Origin of the sequence: Dechloromonas sp. TW-R-39-2 (genome assembly GCF_016864195.1) — a bacterium.
In the GTDB taxonomy this organism is placed as follows: Bacteria; Pseudomonadota; Gammaproteobacteria; order Burkholderiales; family Rhodocyclaceae; genus Azonexus.
In genome coordinates this window covers 2,200,809-2,214,995 of sequence record NZ_CP045202.1, presented here as the reverse complement: position 1 = coordinate 2,214,995, position 14,187 = coordinate 2,200,809, and the positions used below count along the sequence as shown (strand labels likewise).

Here is a 14,187-nt window from a genome sequence, read left to right as displayed (position 1 = left end):
CTCTATGGTCGATATAGTGAAACAACCTGGGCGCCTGAAGCATGCCCCGGAAAACTTTCTGTCGGAGGCGCAGGTCAAGGCTGTGGCTGCGGGGCGACGTGATTTTCTGCGCAAAAGTTTTATGGCTGCAGGGGCAACCCTGGCCATGCCGCTGGCGGCGCGTGCGGCCAGCGAAGGGGATCGCAATATCCTGGAGCTGCCGGAATGGTCCACGACTCTTGGCAAACCGGTAGCAACCAATCCTTATGGCATGCCGTCGAAATTTGAAAGCCAGCTTCTGCGTCGTGAGTCTCCCGGATTGGCACGAGTGGGCGGTGCTTCGGTTTCATTTGCACCGCTACAAGGGCTGTTTGGCATCATTACACCGTCTGGACTGCATTTTGAGCGCCATCACCAGGGCTGGCAGGATGTCGATCCGGCCCGGCATCGCCTGATGATCAATGGTTCTGATGATTCGCTGCTGAAAAAGCCCAAGGTTTACACGATGGATGAACTGATGCGCCTGCCTTCGGTATCGCGCATTCACTTTATCGAATGCGGCGCGAATACCGGGTTGGAGTGGGGCAATGTTGCCGTTCCGACCGTGCAATACACCCATGGCATGCTGTCCTGTTCAGAGTTTACCGGGGTGCCGCTCAAACTGCTGCTCGAAGACTGTGGCGTCGATTACAAGAAAGCCCGCTATGTGCTGGCCGAAGGCGCCGATGGCTCGTCGATGACGCGGACCATTCCGATGGAAATGGTCGAGTCCGGTGAGGTTTTCGTTGCTTATGGTCAGAATGGTGAAATGCTGCGGCCGGAAAACGGTTATCCGCTGCGCCTCATCGTGCCTGGCGTTCAGGGGGTTTCCTGGGTCAAATGGCTGCGTCGCATCGAAGTCGGTGACAAGCCGTATGCGACCAAGGATGAAGCTGTGCATTACATCGACCTGCAGCCGAATGGCCTGCATCGTCAGTACAGTTCCATCCAGGAAGCCAAGTCGGTGATTACCTCGCCATCGGGCGGTCAGACGCTGCTCGACAAGGGGTTCTACAACGTCACCGGTCTGGCCTGGTCGGGCCGCGGTCGCATCAAGCAGGTTGATGTTTCTTTCGATGGCGGCATCAACTGGCAGACCGCACGGATCGAAGGTCCGGTGCAAAACAAGGCGCTGACCCGCTTCAACATCAACTGGGTGTGGGATGGTAAACCGGCGATCTTGCAGTCGCGGGCAATCGATGAAACCGGCTATGTCCAGCCGAGTTATGGCCAGCTTCGCAAGGTACGCGGGACCAAGTCGATTTATCACAACAACGCCATCCAGTCCTGGAAAGTCATTGAAAGCGGGGAGGTCACCAATGTCCAGGTTCTCTAAATCGGTTCTCGTTTTAGCCATTTTCGGGGTGTCGACCGCAGCATTGCCTTTCGATAACTTCAAGGGAGTCGGGCGCCAGGCGACGCCGGCTGAAGTCAAGGCTTGGGACATCGACGTACGCCCAGACTTCAAGGGCTTGCCGAAGGGCAAGGGTAATGTCGAGCGCGGCCAGGAGGTTTTCGAAGAAAAATGTGCTTCGTGCCATGGTTCGTTCGGTGAGTCGAACGAGGTATTCACGCCGCTGGCCGGCGGCACGACCAAGGACGATATCAAGACCGGCCGGGTCAAGGGGCTGTCTTCCGGTGAGTTGCCGCAGCGTACGACGTTTACCAAGGTGGCTACCATTTCAACCGTTTTCGACTATATCCAGCGCGCCATGCCCTGGACGGCACCGAAGTCGCTGAAACCGGACGATGTCTACGCCATCCTGGCTTACTTGCTGAATTTGCAGGAAATCGTCCCCGGCGATTTCGAGTTGTCCGACAAGAATATGGGCGATGTGCAAAAGCTGCTGCCCAACCGTAACGGCATGACGACCGACCACGGCATGTGGCCGGGTGCTTCGGCCCAAAAAGGCGGTATCGGCAACGGCGGCACGCCGGACGTCAAGAACACGGCCTGCATGAAGAACTGCAAGAGCGACGTGCTGATCGGTTCCACCTTGCCGGATTATGCCCGCACAGCCCACGGCGAACTGGCCGATCAATACCGCTCCTTCGGCCCGGTGCGTGGCACCCGCACGCTTGGTTCGCCGGCAGCGACAACCAAACCGGCGGCCAATCCGGCGATGGAAATAGCGACCAAGAACGGCTGCATGGCCTGCCATGGCGTCAATAACAAGATCGTTGGTCCTGGCTACAACGAAGTGCTGGCCCGCTACAAGGACCAGCCCGATGCAGAGGATCGCCTGGTGGCCAAGGTCAAGGCTGGCGGGCAGGGCGTCTGGGGGGCGGTCCCGATGCCGCCGAATGGGCACCTGAAGGATGAGGACTTGAAGACACTGGTCAAGTGGATTCTGTCCGGCGCGAAGTAAATCAATTTCTGAGAGGAGAAGTTATGAACAAGCAACGTCGCAATGTATTGAAGGCTGGTTCGGGCGCTGCCCTGATGAGCATTCTCGCCGCCGCAGGCATCATCACTCCGGGCATGGCTCTGGCTGACTGGAACAAGGCGGCTTTTGACGCCAAGAGCATGGCCGATACGCTGAAGGCGCTGGGTGCCGGTGCGCCGGCCGATAGCAAGGATGTCCAGGTGACCGGCCCGGATATTGCCGAAAACGGTGCTGTCGTACCGGTTGGCGTGGCGTCCACGCTGCCCAACGTGACCATGGTTGCCATCCTGATCGAAAAGAACCCGAATGCGCTGGCCGCCAGCTTCAATCTGCCGGAAGGCACCGAAGCCAATGTCCAGACCCGCGTCAAGATGGGCCAGACGTCGAACATCTATGCCCTGGTCAAATCGGATGGCAAGTTCTTCATGGCGACCAAGGAAATCAAGGTCACCCTGGGCGGCTGCGGCGGCTGATCGGTAACGACATTTAAAAATTTAGGAGATCGATATGGCAAATCCAATGAAAATCCGCGCCGCCAACAAGGATGGCGTGACCGAAGTCAAGGTACTGATCAGCCACGAAATGGAAACCGGCCAGCGCAAGGATGCCGCCGGGGCCATTGTGCCGGCCTGGTTCATTACCGAACTGACGGCCAAGCATAACGACAAGGTCGTGCTGTCCAGTGAGTTTGGCCCATCCGTATCCAAAAATCCGTACATGGCATTCAAGTTCAAGGGCGGCGCCAAGGGCGACAAGATTGTTGTTTCCTGGAAGGACAACAAGGGCGATAGCCGGACAGATGAGGCAGCGATCAACTGATTGCAGCAAAAATGGCAGCTAAACGGCGTAGACCGTAGCTGCCCGTTTTATCCCCACGGAGGAGTGAAAATGATCCGTCGATTACTTGCTTATTCGGTTGGAGTGGCACTTTCTGCCTGTTTTTCGGGGCCGCTGATGGCCCAGGACAGAGTTGCCGATGAACTGGCCAAATATCGTGAAGCGCTGGCCGATGGCAATCCGGCTGATTTGCTCGAAGTGAAAGGCGAGGGCTTGTGGTCCGAAAAGCGCGGGCCAAGGAATGCTTCGCTCGAACAATGCGACATGGGCCTTGGTCCAGGCAAGCTGGATGGTGCTTATGCCCAGTTGCCCAAGTATTTCAAGGATACCAACAAGGTGATGGACGTCGAATCCCGTCTGGTGCATTGCATGGTCACCTTGCAAGGATTCAAGCAGGAGGAGGTGACAAGAAACTGGTATTCAAAGCCGGGGACTGAGTCGGATATCGAGGCGCTAGTGACTTTCATCGGGGCAAAATCGAATGGCAAGCCGATCAATGCCCCTGCCATGCATCCCGCTGAAGCAAAGATGGCCAAGATGGGCGAGTATATTTTTTACCGTCGCGCCGGGCCGCAGGATTTTTCCTGCGCAATCTGCCATGGTCAGGAAGGCAAGCGTATTCGATTGCAGGAACTCGGCAACCTGACCACCCAGGAAGGCGCCGGCACGGCAATGAAGACATGGCCATCCTATCGCGTCTCCCAGGGGGCGGTGTGGACCATGCAGCGTCGGCTGATCGACTGCATGCGTCAGGCTCGCTGGCCGGAGCCCAATTATCTGGCTGATTCGGTCATCGCCCTGGAAACCTATCTGCAAAAAACGGCGACTGGCACGGTCATGGAAACGCCGGGCATCAAGCGTTGAAAAGGGAGATGACCATGAAATTGAAAATTGCCATTTTTTCCTTGTTGACCGCAGCAGTCACCCCCGTTTTTGCTGGCAGTCCAGCGGATGCTCCTGGGGGCAAGCATGCCGGGGAGGCTGAGCGGATGTTCCTGGGTTCGTTCCGGGCCGACAATCCAAAATACTGGATGACGCGCCTGGTGCAGGATGAAACGATGAAAACCTGTGGTGAGTATCGCGATAATCCGCCTCGAAAAATCGGCGAGAAGCTTGAGAAACTCAACAAAGCCACAATTCGCTACCCGGTCGATGGCAAGTTGATTGGCGACTGGAAAGAGGGCGAAAAGCTGGCAGCCGTCGGTACCGGCGGGCACATTGGTTTTATCCAGCCTGATCCTGCTGACCGTGTGCGAGGCGGGAATTGCTACGCTTGCCATGCGTTGGCCAAGAAAGAAGTGGCCTACGGGACGATAGGCCCGAGCCTGCACCATTTCAGCAAACTGCGCGGCACCTCCGACGAAATCGTCAAATACGCCTACGACAAAATATACAACTCGAACTCGTTCACGGCTTGTACCAACATGCCCCGTTTCGGCCTGCACAGCTGGCTGACACCGGAGCAGATCACTCACCTCGTGGCTTTCCTGGTTGATCCGGAATCGCCGGTCAATAAAGACTGAGACTTGTGTCGTTAGCCTGGCCGGTACTTCGGCCGGGCGTTTTTCAAGGATAAGAAAATGAGCATGAATCGTCGGGAGTTCCTGCAGGTCATGGCCGTCGCTGCGGCCGGTGGCATGAGCCTGCACAGTGATTTCGCCCTGGCCGAGAAGGGCGCGGCCAAGTTGTACGACCTGCCCAAATTTGGCAACGTCAGCCTGCTGCACATTACCGACTGCCACGCCCAGCTATTGCCGATCTATTTCCGTGAGCCGAACGTCAATCTCGGCTTTGGCGATCAGTTCGGCAAAGTGCCGCATCTGGTTGGGGACCATTTGCTCAAGCACTTCGGCTTTAAACCGAACAGCATCGAGGCGCATGCCTACACTTATCTGAATTTCGAAAAAGCCGCCCAGACCTATGGCAAGGTCGGCGGCTTTGCGCATCTCGCCACCTTGGTCAAGCGCATGAAGGCAACCCGGCCTGGGTCGCTGCTGCTTGATGGTGGTGACACCTGGCAAGGTTCCGGCACCGCCCTGTGGTCGAATGCCCAGGACATGGTCGATGCCTGCAAGGCGTTGGGCGTCAACGTGATGACCCTGCACTGGGAATCGACCTATGGCGAGGAGCGGGTCAAGGAAATCGAGGAAAAGGATTTCGCCGGTCAAATTGATATCGTTGCCCAGAACGTCAAAACGACTGATTTTGGAGATCCGGTTTTCAAGCCATTCGTGATGAAGAACATGAACGGCGTGCCGGTGGCAATCATCGGCCAGGCTTTTCCCTATACACCGATCGCCAATCCGCGCTGGCAGACGCCCAATTGGAGCTTCGGCATCCAGGAAGATAACATGCAGAAAACGGTTGATGCCGCTCGTGCTGCCGGAGCCCAGGTTGTTGTCGTGTTATCGCATAACGGCATGGACGTCGATTTGAAGATGGCTTCGCGCGTGCGCGGCATCGACGCCATCATGGGCGGCCACACCCATGATGGCATGCCGGCGCCAGTCGTCGTGAAGAACCCCGGCGGCCAGACGCTGGTGACCAATGCCGGCTCCAATGGGAAGTACCTTGGTGTGCTCGATTTCGATGTCAAAAACGGAAAAATTGCTGATTTCCGTTACAAATTGCTGCCCGTCTTCGCCAATCTGCTGCCAGCGGACAAGGAAATGCAGGCGCTGATCGACAAGGCGAGGGCGCCTTATCTTTCTAAACTGGGTGAGAAACTGGCGATTACCGAAGGCACTTTGTATCGCCGGGGGAATTTCAACGGCACTTTCGACCAGCTGATTCTTGATGCGCTGATGAAGGTAAAAGATGCTGAAATTGCCTTCTCTCCCGGTTTTCGCTGGGGAACCTCATTATTGCCGGGACAACCGATCCTGATGGAGCATGTCCTGGACCAGACGGCAATTACCTACCCGTGGACAACCGTCACCAACATGAGCGGGGCGATGATCAAGACCGTGCTTGAAGATGTTTGCGACAACTTGTTCAACCCCGATCCTTATTACCAGCAGGGCGGTGACATGGTTCGCGTGGGCGGCCTGCAATATACCTGTGATCCAACCGGGAAAATGGGCAGCAGAATCCAGAACATGATGTTGCGCGGTCAACCGGTAGATCCGGCCAAAATCTATAAAGTTGCCGGCTGGGCACCTGTCTCGGAAGAGGCCAAAAATTCTGGTGAACCAATCTGGGATGTGGTGGCGACCTATCTTCGTGACATCAAGACCGTCAAGCCAGTGCACTTGAATCTACCGTCACTTAAAGGCGTCGTGAACAATCCGGGAATGGTCTGATGGGGCGATTGATCTGAGTCAACCGGCTGCTGGTGGCATCTGTTTAGCATGTCGCCTCAGCCTTTTAATCTTCAGGGACATTCATGAAACGTACGCTTTGTATTCTTTCGCTGGCTTGTCTGGCCACGGTTTCCCACGCCCAGGAATGGAAGCAGGGCGCAAGCGACTGGGCCAATCTGCCGACCGTCAAACAATCCCGACAGGGGCTTTACCTGACACCGCAGCAAGCCTATGAAATGGTTCAGAAGGAAGGAAAAAACACGCTTTTTCTGGATATACGCACGCGTGCAGAAGCCATGTATGTTGGTATGCCGAGCGCCGTTGATGCCTTGGTTCCTTACGTCGAGCATCAGGAAATCATGGGTGAATGGGATGACAAGCGGAATATTTATGTGCTCGAACCGAATGTCGATTTTCCCAAAGAGGTTGAACGTCGTCTGACAGATAAAGGACTCAACAAACAATCGCGCATCATTCTGATCTGCCGTTCCGGTGATCGGAGTGCCAAAGCATCTGACTTGTTGGCCATGAGCGGCTTCTCGTCGGTTTACAGCATTGCCGAAGGATTTGAAGGCGACATGGGCAAAGAAGGCCCATCCGCCAACCGCCGTACGGTCAACGGCTGGAAGAACACCAATCTGCCGTGGTCCTACAAGCTGGATAAGACAAAAATGTATTTTCCGAAATAGACCGGATGGCAAACTGGTGTGCTCAAGAGGAAATCAAAGATCGAATTTGATTTCTTTTTGTTTTAATAATTTTACATAATACAAATTATACGAAGTTATAAAGACAAGCTTCCAAAGGATTTGCACGCGGCAAAACAAGAAGTCAGTTTAAGATTCGGGCATCTTGTGATCCACCTTCATCCGGCTGAAATGTCGCGCAGAAAACCGAAGAAGAAAATACGCGTCATTTATCAGTCGGCTGGCCCGTTACCGCAGCGTATTGCTCATCTCTACGCTGGACAGTTGCTTGTTTTTACCGATGCCAGTCATCAACGGCACGGCGGTCTGGCTGCCGTACTGTTCTCCAGCCCGGAGGCTGAGCCAATTATCGAAACTCGCACGGTTCCAGCTCTTGGAAGCAGTACCTTGGAGTTGCATGCCGTCCTGTTCGGCTTGCTTCAGGCCGAGATCCATTGCCCGGAAAGTCCGCTGACGGTGTTCAGCGATAACCTTGATGCGGTCAACGCCTTGAAACAAGCAAAAACCAACGGCGTTCAAAACTTGGATGCGCTGCCTGCCGAGTTTTCTCTGTCGATTATCGAGATGGTGTTGAGTCGTGCGGAGTTCCGCTGGGTCAAAGGCCATTCGTATTGCCGAGGCAATACGCTCGCTGATCTGCACGCAGGAAATGCCGCATGCTGAATGGTCTGCTGCGCTTGATCCGCTTACTTGCGCTTGCCGGATTATGGGTTCGGATAGCTGTTGTCACGATCGGATTTTCTCCAGCCGGATTGCTGGCTGATGAGTGTGAAAAACTGCCGGCTCCGGCGGTCGTGATCAAACGTCTTGAAGAAAAAATATCGCTCAATTTCCAGTATGGCTACCGGTCATTGACCAATATTGGCGCGGGATCGATGAAGCCTGGCAGTCTTGTGTTGGGGCTGACTCGTGGCAATGCCAGTGTTCAGTTTTCAAGCCAGACACCGGGATATGTCGACCAAAGCGGGCGCTGGGAATGCATCAGCCCGCAAATTACGCTGACCTATGGATTCAGCCCCATGACAGTCTATGTGGCGCGTGAGTTTCCCGAAGGTAGTTGTGCCTACAAGGAAATTTATGAACATGAATTACGCCATGTGAAGGCCTACCAAAGCCATATTGCCGCTATTGAGAAGGATGTCGGCGAGATGCTTACCCGCCGGTTTGCGACGGGTGATGTTTGGCGCGGTCCGGTTGGCTTGGCACGAACGCGTCTGCAACAGGAGTTGGAGGAGCGTTGGGTGCCCTATGTCCAACGTGAGATCAAGCGAGTCGATGCTGCACAGGCGCTGATAGATACGCCGGAAGAATACGAGCGGCTGGCCAATAGCTGCGATGGCGCGGTGAAAAAAGCAACGCGCTGAAGATACAGATCTGCTTATTTGACCTGAATAGTTACGCTGCGCCCGGAATGCCCCCCTACTCCTCTCAGCAGTTCAGCGATATCCGTATTTTGGGTTTTCAGCGCGAAATCGATCGCCGTTTCCCCTGACTCAACGGTTTTGTTGGGTTCGGCATTGTTGGCCAGGAGGAGTTTGACGATTTCAATATGCCCACCACGTGCAGCAGCAATCAACGGCGTTGTTCCGTTTTCGCTGGCGGCATTGATGTTGGCGCCGGACTTGATGAGCAGGCGGGCAACCTCGGTTTGGCCGTTGAAAGCTGCGTAGGCTAGCGGTGTCCAGCCCGGCATATTAACGTTCGCGCCGCCGGCAATCAGCAACTCTGCCGCTTTCAGGTGTCCACGAAAGGCTGCCAGGCGCAATGCGGTATCACCGGCAGCATTGCGTGCATTGACCTTGGCGCGTTGCTTGATCAGAAAATCGACCAATTCGTTATGACCATCCCGGGCGGCAAGCATGAGCAGCGTGTTCCCGTCGATATCCGTGGTGTCTACCGAAGCGCCTTTGTTGACGAGTGCGGCGATATCCCTGGTGTCGCCCAGCTTGGCTGAACTGATCAGGTCATCATAGGTGCCGGCACTGGCGATGAGTGGAAAACAAGCGGCAAATACTACGGTCAACAGTCGTTTTTTCATGATTCCCACGGCCGGCTGGCATGTTTGAACAGCGTAAAGAAATTGTTGCTGGTTGCTTCGGTGACGGCTTCGGAAGAAATGGAACGCAAGCGGGCTATTTCTTCTGCCACGTGGCGAACGTAGGCCGGCTGATTTTGCTTGCCGCGATACGGAGCCGGCGCCAGATAAGGCGAATCGGTTTCGACCAGAATGCGGTCAAGGGGGCATTTTTGGGCCACTTCCTTGACGATGTTGGCGTTCTTGAAGGTGACGATCCCGGAAAATGAAAGATGAAATCCGAGATCCAGGGCGTCGCGGGCGATATCCCAGTTTTCGGTAAAGCAATGCATGACCCCGCCGACCGTATCGGCCCCCTCCTCCCGCATCAGGCGCAGCGTGTCGGCGGCAGACTCACGGGTATGGATGATCAGGGGTTTGCCGCAGGTCTTCGCAGCCCTGATGTGCGTACGGAAACGTTCGCGCTGCCATTCCGGTTTGTCTTTTTGCCAGTAGTAATCCAGCCCCGTTTCACCGATTCCGATCACTTTGGGGTGTGCCGCCAGCTTGAGCAATCCTGCTTCGGTGGGTTCTTCGACATCCGTGTATTCCGGATGGACGCCAACCGTGGCGTACAACTGATGATGTGCTTCAGCCAGGGCGAGAACCTTTGGAAAGTCCTCAAGATTGACGCCAATGCAGACCGCGCAACCGACCGCATTTTCCTGCATACGCTGCAGGATGTCCGACACTTGGCTGGCCAGGTCGGGAAAATCGAGATGACAGTGGGAGTCGACCAGCATCGGGGTCGTTTACAGCGTGTGCGTCGGACGGGCAGACTGCATGACGCCGCCGAGCAGGCCTTCAATTTTGCGGCGAGCTTCTTGTCCGCTTTCGTCATTATTGAAGTGCACGCCGATGCCCTGTGCTCGCCCATTTTGGGCGCCTGCCGGTGTGATCCAGATGACGGTGCCGGCGATCGGCAGTTTGGCCGGGTCGTCCATCAGCGAAAGCAGCATGAAAACTTCGTCACCAATGTTGTAACCGCGCGTTGTTGGAATGAAAATCCCGCCGCAGCGCAAATGGGGCATGTAGGCAGCGTAGAGCGCAGACTTCGAGTTGATGTTCAGCGAGAGAACGCTCGGACGTTGCGGAGCGGATTTAACTTCACTCATCGTTGATCAATTGGCAAACAGGGCTCGATAGTCAAGAAAGATACCTTCCAGAAAAAGACGCGCGTTCAGCGGCTGCTCGGCTTCCTGGCGGCGTGAAATCATGTGGCGGTAACAATGTAATAAACGCACAGCAGGAATCATATCAGCCAAGCCGGTCATTGTGGCCTGCTGAGGTAGAAAATATCGAGTCGGCATGCCGTTTTTGGCCAGGTTCAAATCGATCAGCCACTTTTGCAGTGCTTCAACTACGGTTTTGAGTAGCAGCTTGCCCTTGCTGTCCTTGACTGCTTTTTCCAGTTCGGCCGCCATGGCCAACGGATCAGCATGGCGACCTGCGGACAGTCGTTTGACCAGCAGTTCCAACCATGCCCCTTGCCCTGATGTTGCCAGTTCAATTGCCAGGCTGGGCGAACCTCCTGCCAGGGCCAGCCAGCGCGCTGCATCGGGAATGCCATCGTCGGCCAGTACTTGTGCCGCAACCTTGCTTGATGGAAGGGCGACCGGCATTGTCTGGCATCGGCTCCTGATGGTTGGTAACAAGCGAAGCGGTTCGCTTGAAACCAATAAAAACAATGTATTTGGCGCAGGTTCTTCGAGTGTTTTGAGAAGTGCGTTTGCGGTGTTTCGATTCATTGCTTCTGTCGGGTTGACCACGACAATACGCAATCCGGCCCGATGGGTGCCGACAATCAGGAAGTCATCAAGGCCCCGAACCTGGTCGATGGTGATCTGCTGGCTGGGTTTCTTTTTACCCTCTTCCGCTTCCAGGTCCGCCGAGAGCGCTTCGGGTTGCAGCAGGCGAAAATCAGGATGGTTGCCTTGGCTGTACCAGTTGCACGCGAGACAGGCGCCACACGGAATACCTGTGTGCTGCGGTTGTTCGCAAAGCAGGCTGGCAGCAAACAGCTTGGCGAGTTCAAATTTGCCGATCCCTTTTTGACCGACAAGGAGTAGTGCATGGGGAAGCTTTTGACGCCTGCCCTGAAGATCGCTCCAGACTTGTTCGTGAAGTTTTAATATGTTCATAAACAGGCTTCTAGAACTGTTTTCTCAATTTTTACTTTAATTTCTTCAAGGCTGTGGCTGGCGTCAATGGTGCGAATCCTGAGCGGGTTTGTGCTGGCCCTCTCGAGATAGGCCTGGCGGACTCGTTCGTGAAAATCGGCGCGTTCCTGCTCGAAACGATCGAGTACCCGACTTGCCCGGGCAATGCGTTCACGTGCAACATCGAGCGGCAGATCGAACAGCAAGGTCAGGTCAGGTTGCACATGTTCGTGAACCCAGTGTTCCAGCGCCAGGAATTTGGCACGATCCAGTCCTCTGCCGCCGCCCTGGTAGGCATACGTGGCATCGCTGAAACGGTCGCAGACAACCCACTCGCCGCGCGCGAGTGCAGGTTCGATCAGGCGTGCAAGATGTTCGCGACGTGCGGCGAACATTAATAGCGTTTCTGTTTCGAGGTGCATCGGGTCGTTGAGCAGCAATGTGCGCAGCTTTTCGCCGAGTTCGGTACCGCCGGGCTCGCGGGTGACATGAACCGTTTTCCCTTGGGTGCGCAGCCAGTCGGCCAGCCATTCAACATGACTGCTTTTGCCGGCACCATCGATGCCTTCGAAAGTGATGAATTTACCTTTCACTTCCCACCTCTCTGATATTTATTGACGGCCCGATTGTGTTCGTCGAGCGTCCGTGAAAATTCGCTGCTGCCGTCGCCGCGAGCAACAAAGTAAACAGCGTCGCTTGCCGCCGGATGCAGCGCTGCATGCAGTGAAGCAAGGCCTGGCATGGCTATGGGTGAAGGCGGCAAGCCGGCGCGCGTGTAGGTATTGTACGGTGTATCCGTTTGCAGATCGCGCTTGCGCAGATTGCCATCAAACGCTTCGCCGATGCCGTAGATGACGGTCGGGTCTGTTTGCAGCAAGATTCCCTTGCGCAGGCGATTGACGAATACCGCCGCGACCAGTGAGCGATCTGCTTCCCGGCCCGTTTCCTTTTCGACGATCGAGGCCATGACGAGTGCCTCGTCGGCATTTTTGTAAGGCAATCCAGAGGTCCGCCCAGCCCATTCGCTATCAAGCTTGCGTTGCATTGCCCGGGCTGCCCGGGCGATCAGTTCCAGGTCGCTGGATTGCTTGTCGAACAAATAAGTATCGGGAAACAGCCGGCCTTCGAGTTGGGTGGTTGTCAAGCCGAGGCGTTCAATGATCTGGCTTTCAGTCAGGCCACGCGTCTGGTGATCGAGGTCCGGGTGCTTGTCGAGGCGGGTGCGCCACTGCTTGAAGGTCCAGCCCTCAACCAATGTCAGTTCGCCTTGTGTTACCTCGCCGCGTGTCAGTTTACCGAGTAATTGGATCGGCGTTATGCCTTGGCTGATCGAGTAGCTGCCAGCCTTGATGCCGGTTTCCTGCTTGTTGATCCGGGCCAGCAGGGCGAGCAGCGTTGGTTCGACGCTGACTCCGGCTTCGTGCATCTGACCGATTGCCGAACGCAGGCTGCTGCCGGGGGTAATACGGAAATCGAGCGGCGATGAGCGCAGGCTCAGCGCTTGGTTTGACCACCACCAGCCAGCCCCGGTCAGGGCGCCCAGCAGCAATAAAAGCAGCAAAAATGATCTAAATAGTTGTCGCACGGGAACTCGTTTGCAGCAGGCTGGTCTTGCCCGTGTAGAACGAGCACCTTAATCGGGCGATATAATATCCCAAACCCCCACTGGAGCCCCCATGAACCCCACCTGGCGCAGCTTTCTGGAAACCGCCGCAGGCGTTTTCGACACTGAGTCCTCCCCTATTCTTCTGAGCTTTGGCGATGCCGTCGGAGAGCTTCAGGCCGCAGACGGACAAACCATTCTTGTTCCGCTCACCCATCTTGGGCAGCTCGATGTTTCCGGTGAGGATGCCAAGTCCTTCCTGCACAGCCAGTTCACGAGCGACATCAACCATCTCGGTGCGGGCCAGGTTCAGCACAGCGGCTGGTGTACGGCCAAAGGCCGCATGCAGGCGAGCTTTCTGGCCTGGCGCGATGGAGAGCGCTATCAATTGGCCATTTCAGCCGATTTGCAGGAAGCCGCGCAAAAGCGCCTGCAGATGTTCATTCTCCGTTCCAAGGTCAAATTGGCCTCGTTGACCGACAGCACGATTCTGCTTGGCCTGGCCGGCCCTCTTGCTGCCGAACTGCTGGCAGATGCCGCGCTGCCTTGTCCGGATGCAGCCATGACCAGCTTGCAGACCGATGGTGTCACTGTGATTCGTCTCGATACCCAGCGTTTCCTTGTGGCAGCACCTGATTCAGCTGCGGCTGCGCTGTGGGCAAAACTCTCAGCCAAGGCTCGACCGGCAGGCATTCCAGCCTGGCGCTGGCTGGATATCCAGGCCGGCTATCCGCTGGTTACCTTGGCCACCAAGGAAGAATTTGTTCCTCAAATGGCCGATTTCGAAAAAATCGGCGGAGTCAGTTTTCACAAGGGCTGTTACCCAGGGCAGGAGATCGTTGCCCGGACCCAATATCTGGGCAAGGTCAAGCGCCATCTGTATCGCCTGAGCAGCCCGGTTGCCTTAAGCGCGGGCGATGTGCTGCACTCGCCGGACAATCCCGATCAGTCTTGCGGCATGGTGATGACTGCAGCCCCCTCCCCGACTGGTGGTTATGAGGGGCTGGGCGTTGTGCAATCGAATTACGCCGGTAATGTTCGCCTGGGGGCCTTGACGGGGCCCGAGGTGAAGGCCGTCGCGGTCAACCCGTAAAAACGGC

The 14,187-nt window shown here is 55.9% G+C and carries 17 protein-coding genes; 11 read left to right on the top strand and 6 right to left on the bottom strand.

The window, feature by feature from the left end:
• Positions 1-16 precede the first annotated feature (16 nt).
• From soxC to GBK02_RS10690, 10 genes are all read left to right on the top strand, one after another.
• Positions 17-1,354: a sulfite dehydrogenase gene (gene soxC, locus GBK02_RS10735; RefSeq protein ID WP_239002974.1), complete on the top strand. Its 1,338-nt coding sequence runs from the start codon at positions 17-19 to the stop codon at positions 1,352-1,354.
• A complete protein-coding gene (locus GBK02_RS10730; protein ID WP_203466666.1) occupies positions 1,338-2,387 on the top strand; it encodes a c-type cytochrome in 1,050 nt (349 codons plus the stop codon). Before soxC ends, GBK02_RS10730 begins: the two co-directional genes overlap by 17 nt.
• Before the next feature lie 23 nt (positions 2,388-2,410).
• On the top strand, positions 2,411-2,878 hold the full coding sequence (soxY, locus tag GBK02_RS10725; RefSeq protein WP_203466665.1) for a thiosulfate oxidation carrier protein SoxY: 468 nt from the start codon (positions 2,411-2,413) through the stop codon (positions 2,876-2,878).
• Between the two features lie 34 nt (positions 2,879-2,912).
• Entirely contained in the window at positions 2,913-3,224 is a 312-nt protein-coding gene (gene soxZ / locus GBK02_RS10720; protein ID WP_203466664.1) for a thiosulfate oxidation carrier complex protein SoxZ, read from the top strand.
• 69 nt (positions 3,225-3,293) lie between these two features.
• Positions 3,294-4,106, top strand: coding sequence for a sulfur oxidation c-type cytochrome SoxA (soxA, locus tag GBK02_RS10715; RefSeq protein WP_203466663.1), 813 nt, complete (start codon positions 3,294-3,296; stop codon positions 4,104-4,106).
• A gap of 14 nt (positions 4,107-4,120) precedes the next feature.
• Positions 4,121-4,765, top strand: coding sequence for a sulfur oxidation c-type cytochrome SoxX (gene soxX / locus GBK02_RS10710; RefSeq protein ID WP_203466662.1), 645 nt, complete (start codon positions 4,121-4,123; stop codon positions 4,763-4,765).
• A gap of 57 nt (positions 4,766-4,822) precedes the next feature.
• Complete coding sequence (soxB, locus tag GBK02_RS10705) at positions 4,823-6,544, top strand: thiosulfohydrolase SoxB (RefSeq protein WP_203466661.1); 1,722 nt, start codon at positions 4,823-4,825, stop codon at positions 6,542-6,544.
• A gap of 83 nt (positions 6,545-6,627) precedes the next feature.
• Entirely contained in the window at positions 6,628-7,233 is a 606-nt protein-coding gene (locus tag GBK02_RS10700; RefSeq protein WP_203466660.1) for a rhodanese-like domain-containing protein, read from the top strand.
• A 165-nt stretch (positions 7,234-7,398) separates the two neighbouring features.
• A complete protein-coding gene (locus GBK02_RS10695; RefSeq protein WP_203466659.1) occupies positions 7,399-7,914 on the top strand; it encodes an RNase H family protein in 516 nt (171 codons plus the stop codon).
• The gene (locus tag GBK02_RS10690) at positions 7,908-8,615 is read left to right on the top strand and encodes a hypothetical protein (RefSeq protein ID WP_203466658.1); all 708 of its coding nucleotides are present in this window, start codon (positions 7,908-7,910) and stop codon (positions 8,613-8,615) included. The genes GBK02_RS10695 and GBK02_RS10690 overlap by 7 nt, the downstream gene beginning before the upstream one ends.
• Before the next feature lie 14 nt (positions 8,616-8,629).
• On the opposite strand, the gene GBK02_RS10685 is transcribed toward GBK02_RS10690, so the two are convergent.
• Genes GBK02_RS10685 through mltG form a run of 6 tightly spaced genes read right to left on the bottom strand, consistent with a single transcriptional unit; the run spans position 8,630 to position 13,069 of the window.
• Complete coding sequence (locus GBK02_RS10685) at positions 8,630-9,289, bottom strand: ankyrin repeat domain-containing protein (RefSeq protein WP_203466657.1); 660 nt, start codon at positions 9,287-9,289, stop codon at positions 8,630-8,632.
• Positions 9,286-10,068, bottom strand: a complete 783-nt coding sequence (locus GBK02_RS10680) for a TatD family hydrolase (RefSeq protein WP_203466656.1) — start codon at positions 10,066-10,068, stop codon at positions 9,286-9,288. The genes GBK02_RS10685 and GBK02_RS10680 overlap by 4 nt, the downstream gene beginning before the upstream one ends.
• Before the next feature lie 9 nt (positions 10,069-10,077).
• Entirely contained in the window at positions 10,078-10,440 is a 363-nt protein-coding gene (locus GBK02_RS10675; protein ID WP_203466655.1) for a PilZ domain-containing protein, read from the bottom strand.
• 6 nt (positions 10,441-10,446) lie between these two features.
• Entirely contained in the window at positions 10,447-11,466 is a 1,020-nt protein-coding gene (holB, locus tag GBK02_RS10670; RefSeq protein WP_203466654.1) for a DNA polymerase III subunit delta', read from the bottom strand.
• Positions 11,463-12,077 carry a dTMP kinase gene (gene tmk / locus GBK02_RS10665; protein ID WP_203466653.1) on the bottom strand — a complete coding sequence of 205 codons (615 nt, stop codon included), beginning with the start codon at positions 12,075-12,077 and terminating at the stop codon, positions 11,463-11,465. The genes holB and tmk overlap by 4 nt, the downstream gene beginning before the upstream one ends.
• On the bottom strand, positions 12,074-13,069 hold the full coding sequence (gene mltG, locus GBK02_RS10660; RefSeq protein WP_203466652.1) for an endolytic transglycosylase MltG: 996 nt from the start codon (positions 13,067-13,069) through the stop codon (positions 12,074-12,076). The genes tmk and mltG overlap by 4 nt, the downstream gene beginning before the upstream one ends.
• A gap of 91 nt (positions 13,070-13,160) precedes the next feature.
• Between mltG and GBK02_RS10655 the strand changes: the two genes are divergently transcribed.
• The gene (locus tag GBK02_RS10655) at positions 13,161-14,180 is read left to right on the top strand and encodes a folate-binding protein YgfZ (RefSeq protein WP_203466651.1); all 1,020 of its coding nucleotides are present in this window, start codon (positions 13,161-13,163) and stop codon (positions 14,178-14,180) included.
• The last annotated feature ends 7 nt before the right edge of the window (positions 14,181-14,187 follow it).

What these genes read in the sequence shown, in the direction of transcription:
- soxZ (WP_203466664.1), top strand. Translation starts at nt 2,913, where the DNA reads ATGGCAAATCCAATGAAAATCCGCGCCGCCAACAAGGATGGCGTGACC.
- GBK02_RS10730 (WP_203466666.1), top strand. Translation starts at nt 1,338, where the DNA reads ATGTCCAGGTTCTCTAAATCGGTTCTCGTTTTAGCCATTTTCGGGGTG.
- soxA (WP_203466663.1), top strand. Translation starts at nt 3,294, where the DNA reads ATGATCCGTCGATTACTTGCTTATTCGGTTGGAGTGGCACTTTCTGCC.
- GBK02_RS10675 (WP_203466655.1), bottom strand. Translation starts at nt 10,440, where the DNA reads ATGAGTGAAGTTAAATCCGCTCCGCAACGTCCGAGCGTTCTCTCGCTG.
- GBK02_RS10680 (WP_203466656.1), bottom strand. Translation starts at nt 10,068, where the DNA reads ATGCTGGTCGACTCCCACTGTCATCTCGATTTTCCCGACCTGGCCAGC.
- GBK02_RS10700 (WP_203466660.1), top strand. Translation starts at nt 6,628, where the DNA reads ATGAAACGTACGCTTTGTATTCTTTCGCTGGCTTGTCTGGCCACGGTT.
- soxX (WP_203466662.1), top strand. Translation starts at nt 4,121, where the DNA reads ATGAAATTGAAAATTGCCATTTTTTCCTTGTTGACCGCAGCAGTCACC.
- GBK02_RS10655 (WP_203466651.1), top strand. Translation starts at nt 13,161, where the DNA reads ATGAACCCCACCTGGCGCAGCTTTCTGGAAACCGCCGCAGGCGTTTTC.
- soxB (WP_203466661.1), top strand. Translation starts at nt 4,823, where the DNA reads ATGAGCATGAATCGTCGGGAGTTCCTGCAGGTCATGGCCGTCGCTGCG.
- GBK02_RS10690 (WP_203466658.1), top strand. Translation starts at nt 7,908, where the DNA reads ATGCTGAATGGTCTGCTGCGCTTGATCCGCTTACTTGCGCTTGCCGGA.
- soxY (WP_203466665.1), top strand. Translation starts at nt 2,411, where the DNA reads ATGAACAAGCAACGTCGCAATGTATTGAAGGCTGGTTCGGGCGCTGCC.
- holB (WP_203466654.1), bottom strand. Translation starts at nt 11,466, where the DNA reads ATGAACATATTAAAACTTCACGAACAAGTCTGGAGCGATCTTCAGGGC.
- GBK02_RS10685 (WP_203466657.1), bottom strand. Translation starts at nt 9,289, where the DNA reads ATGAAAAAACGACTGTTGACCGTAGTATTTGCCGCTTGTTTTCCACTC.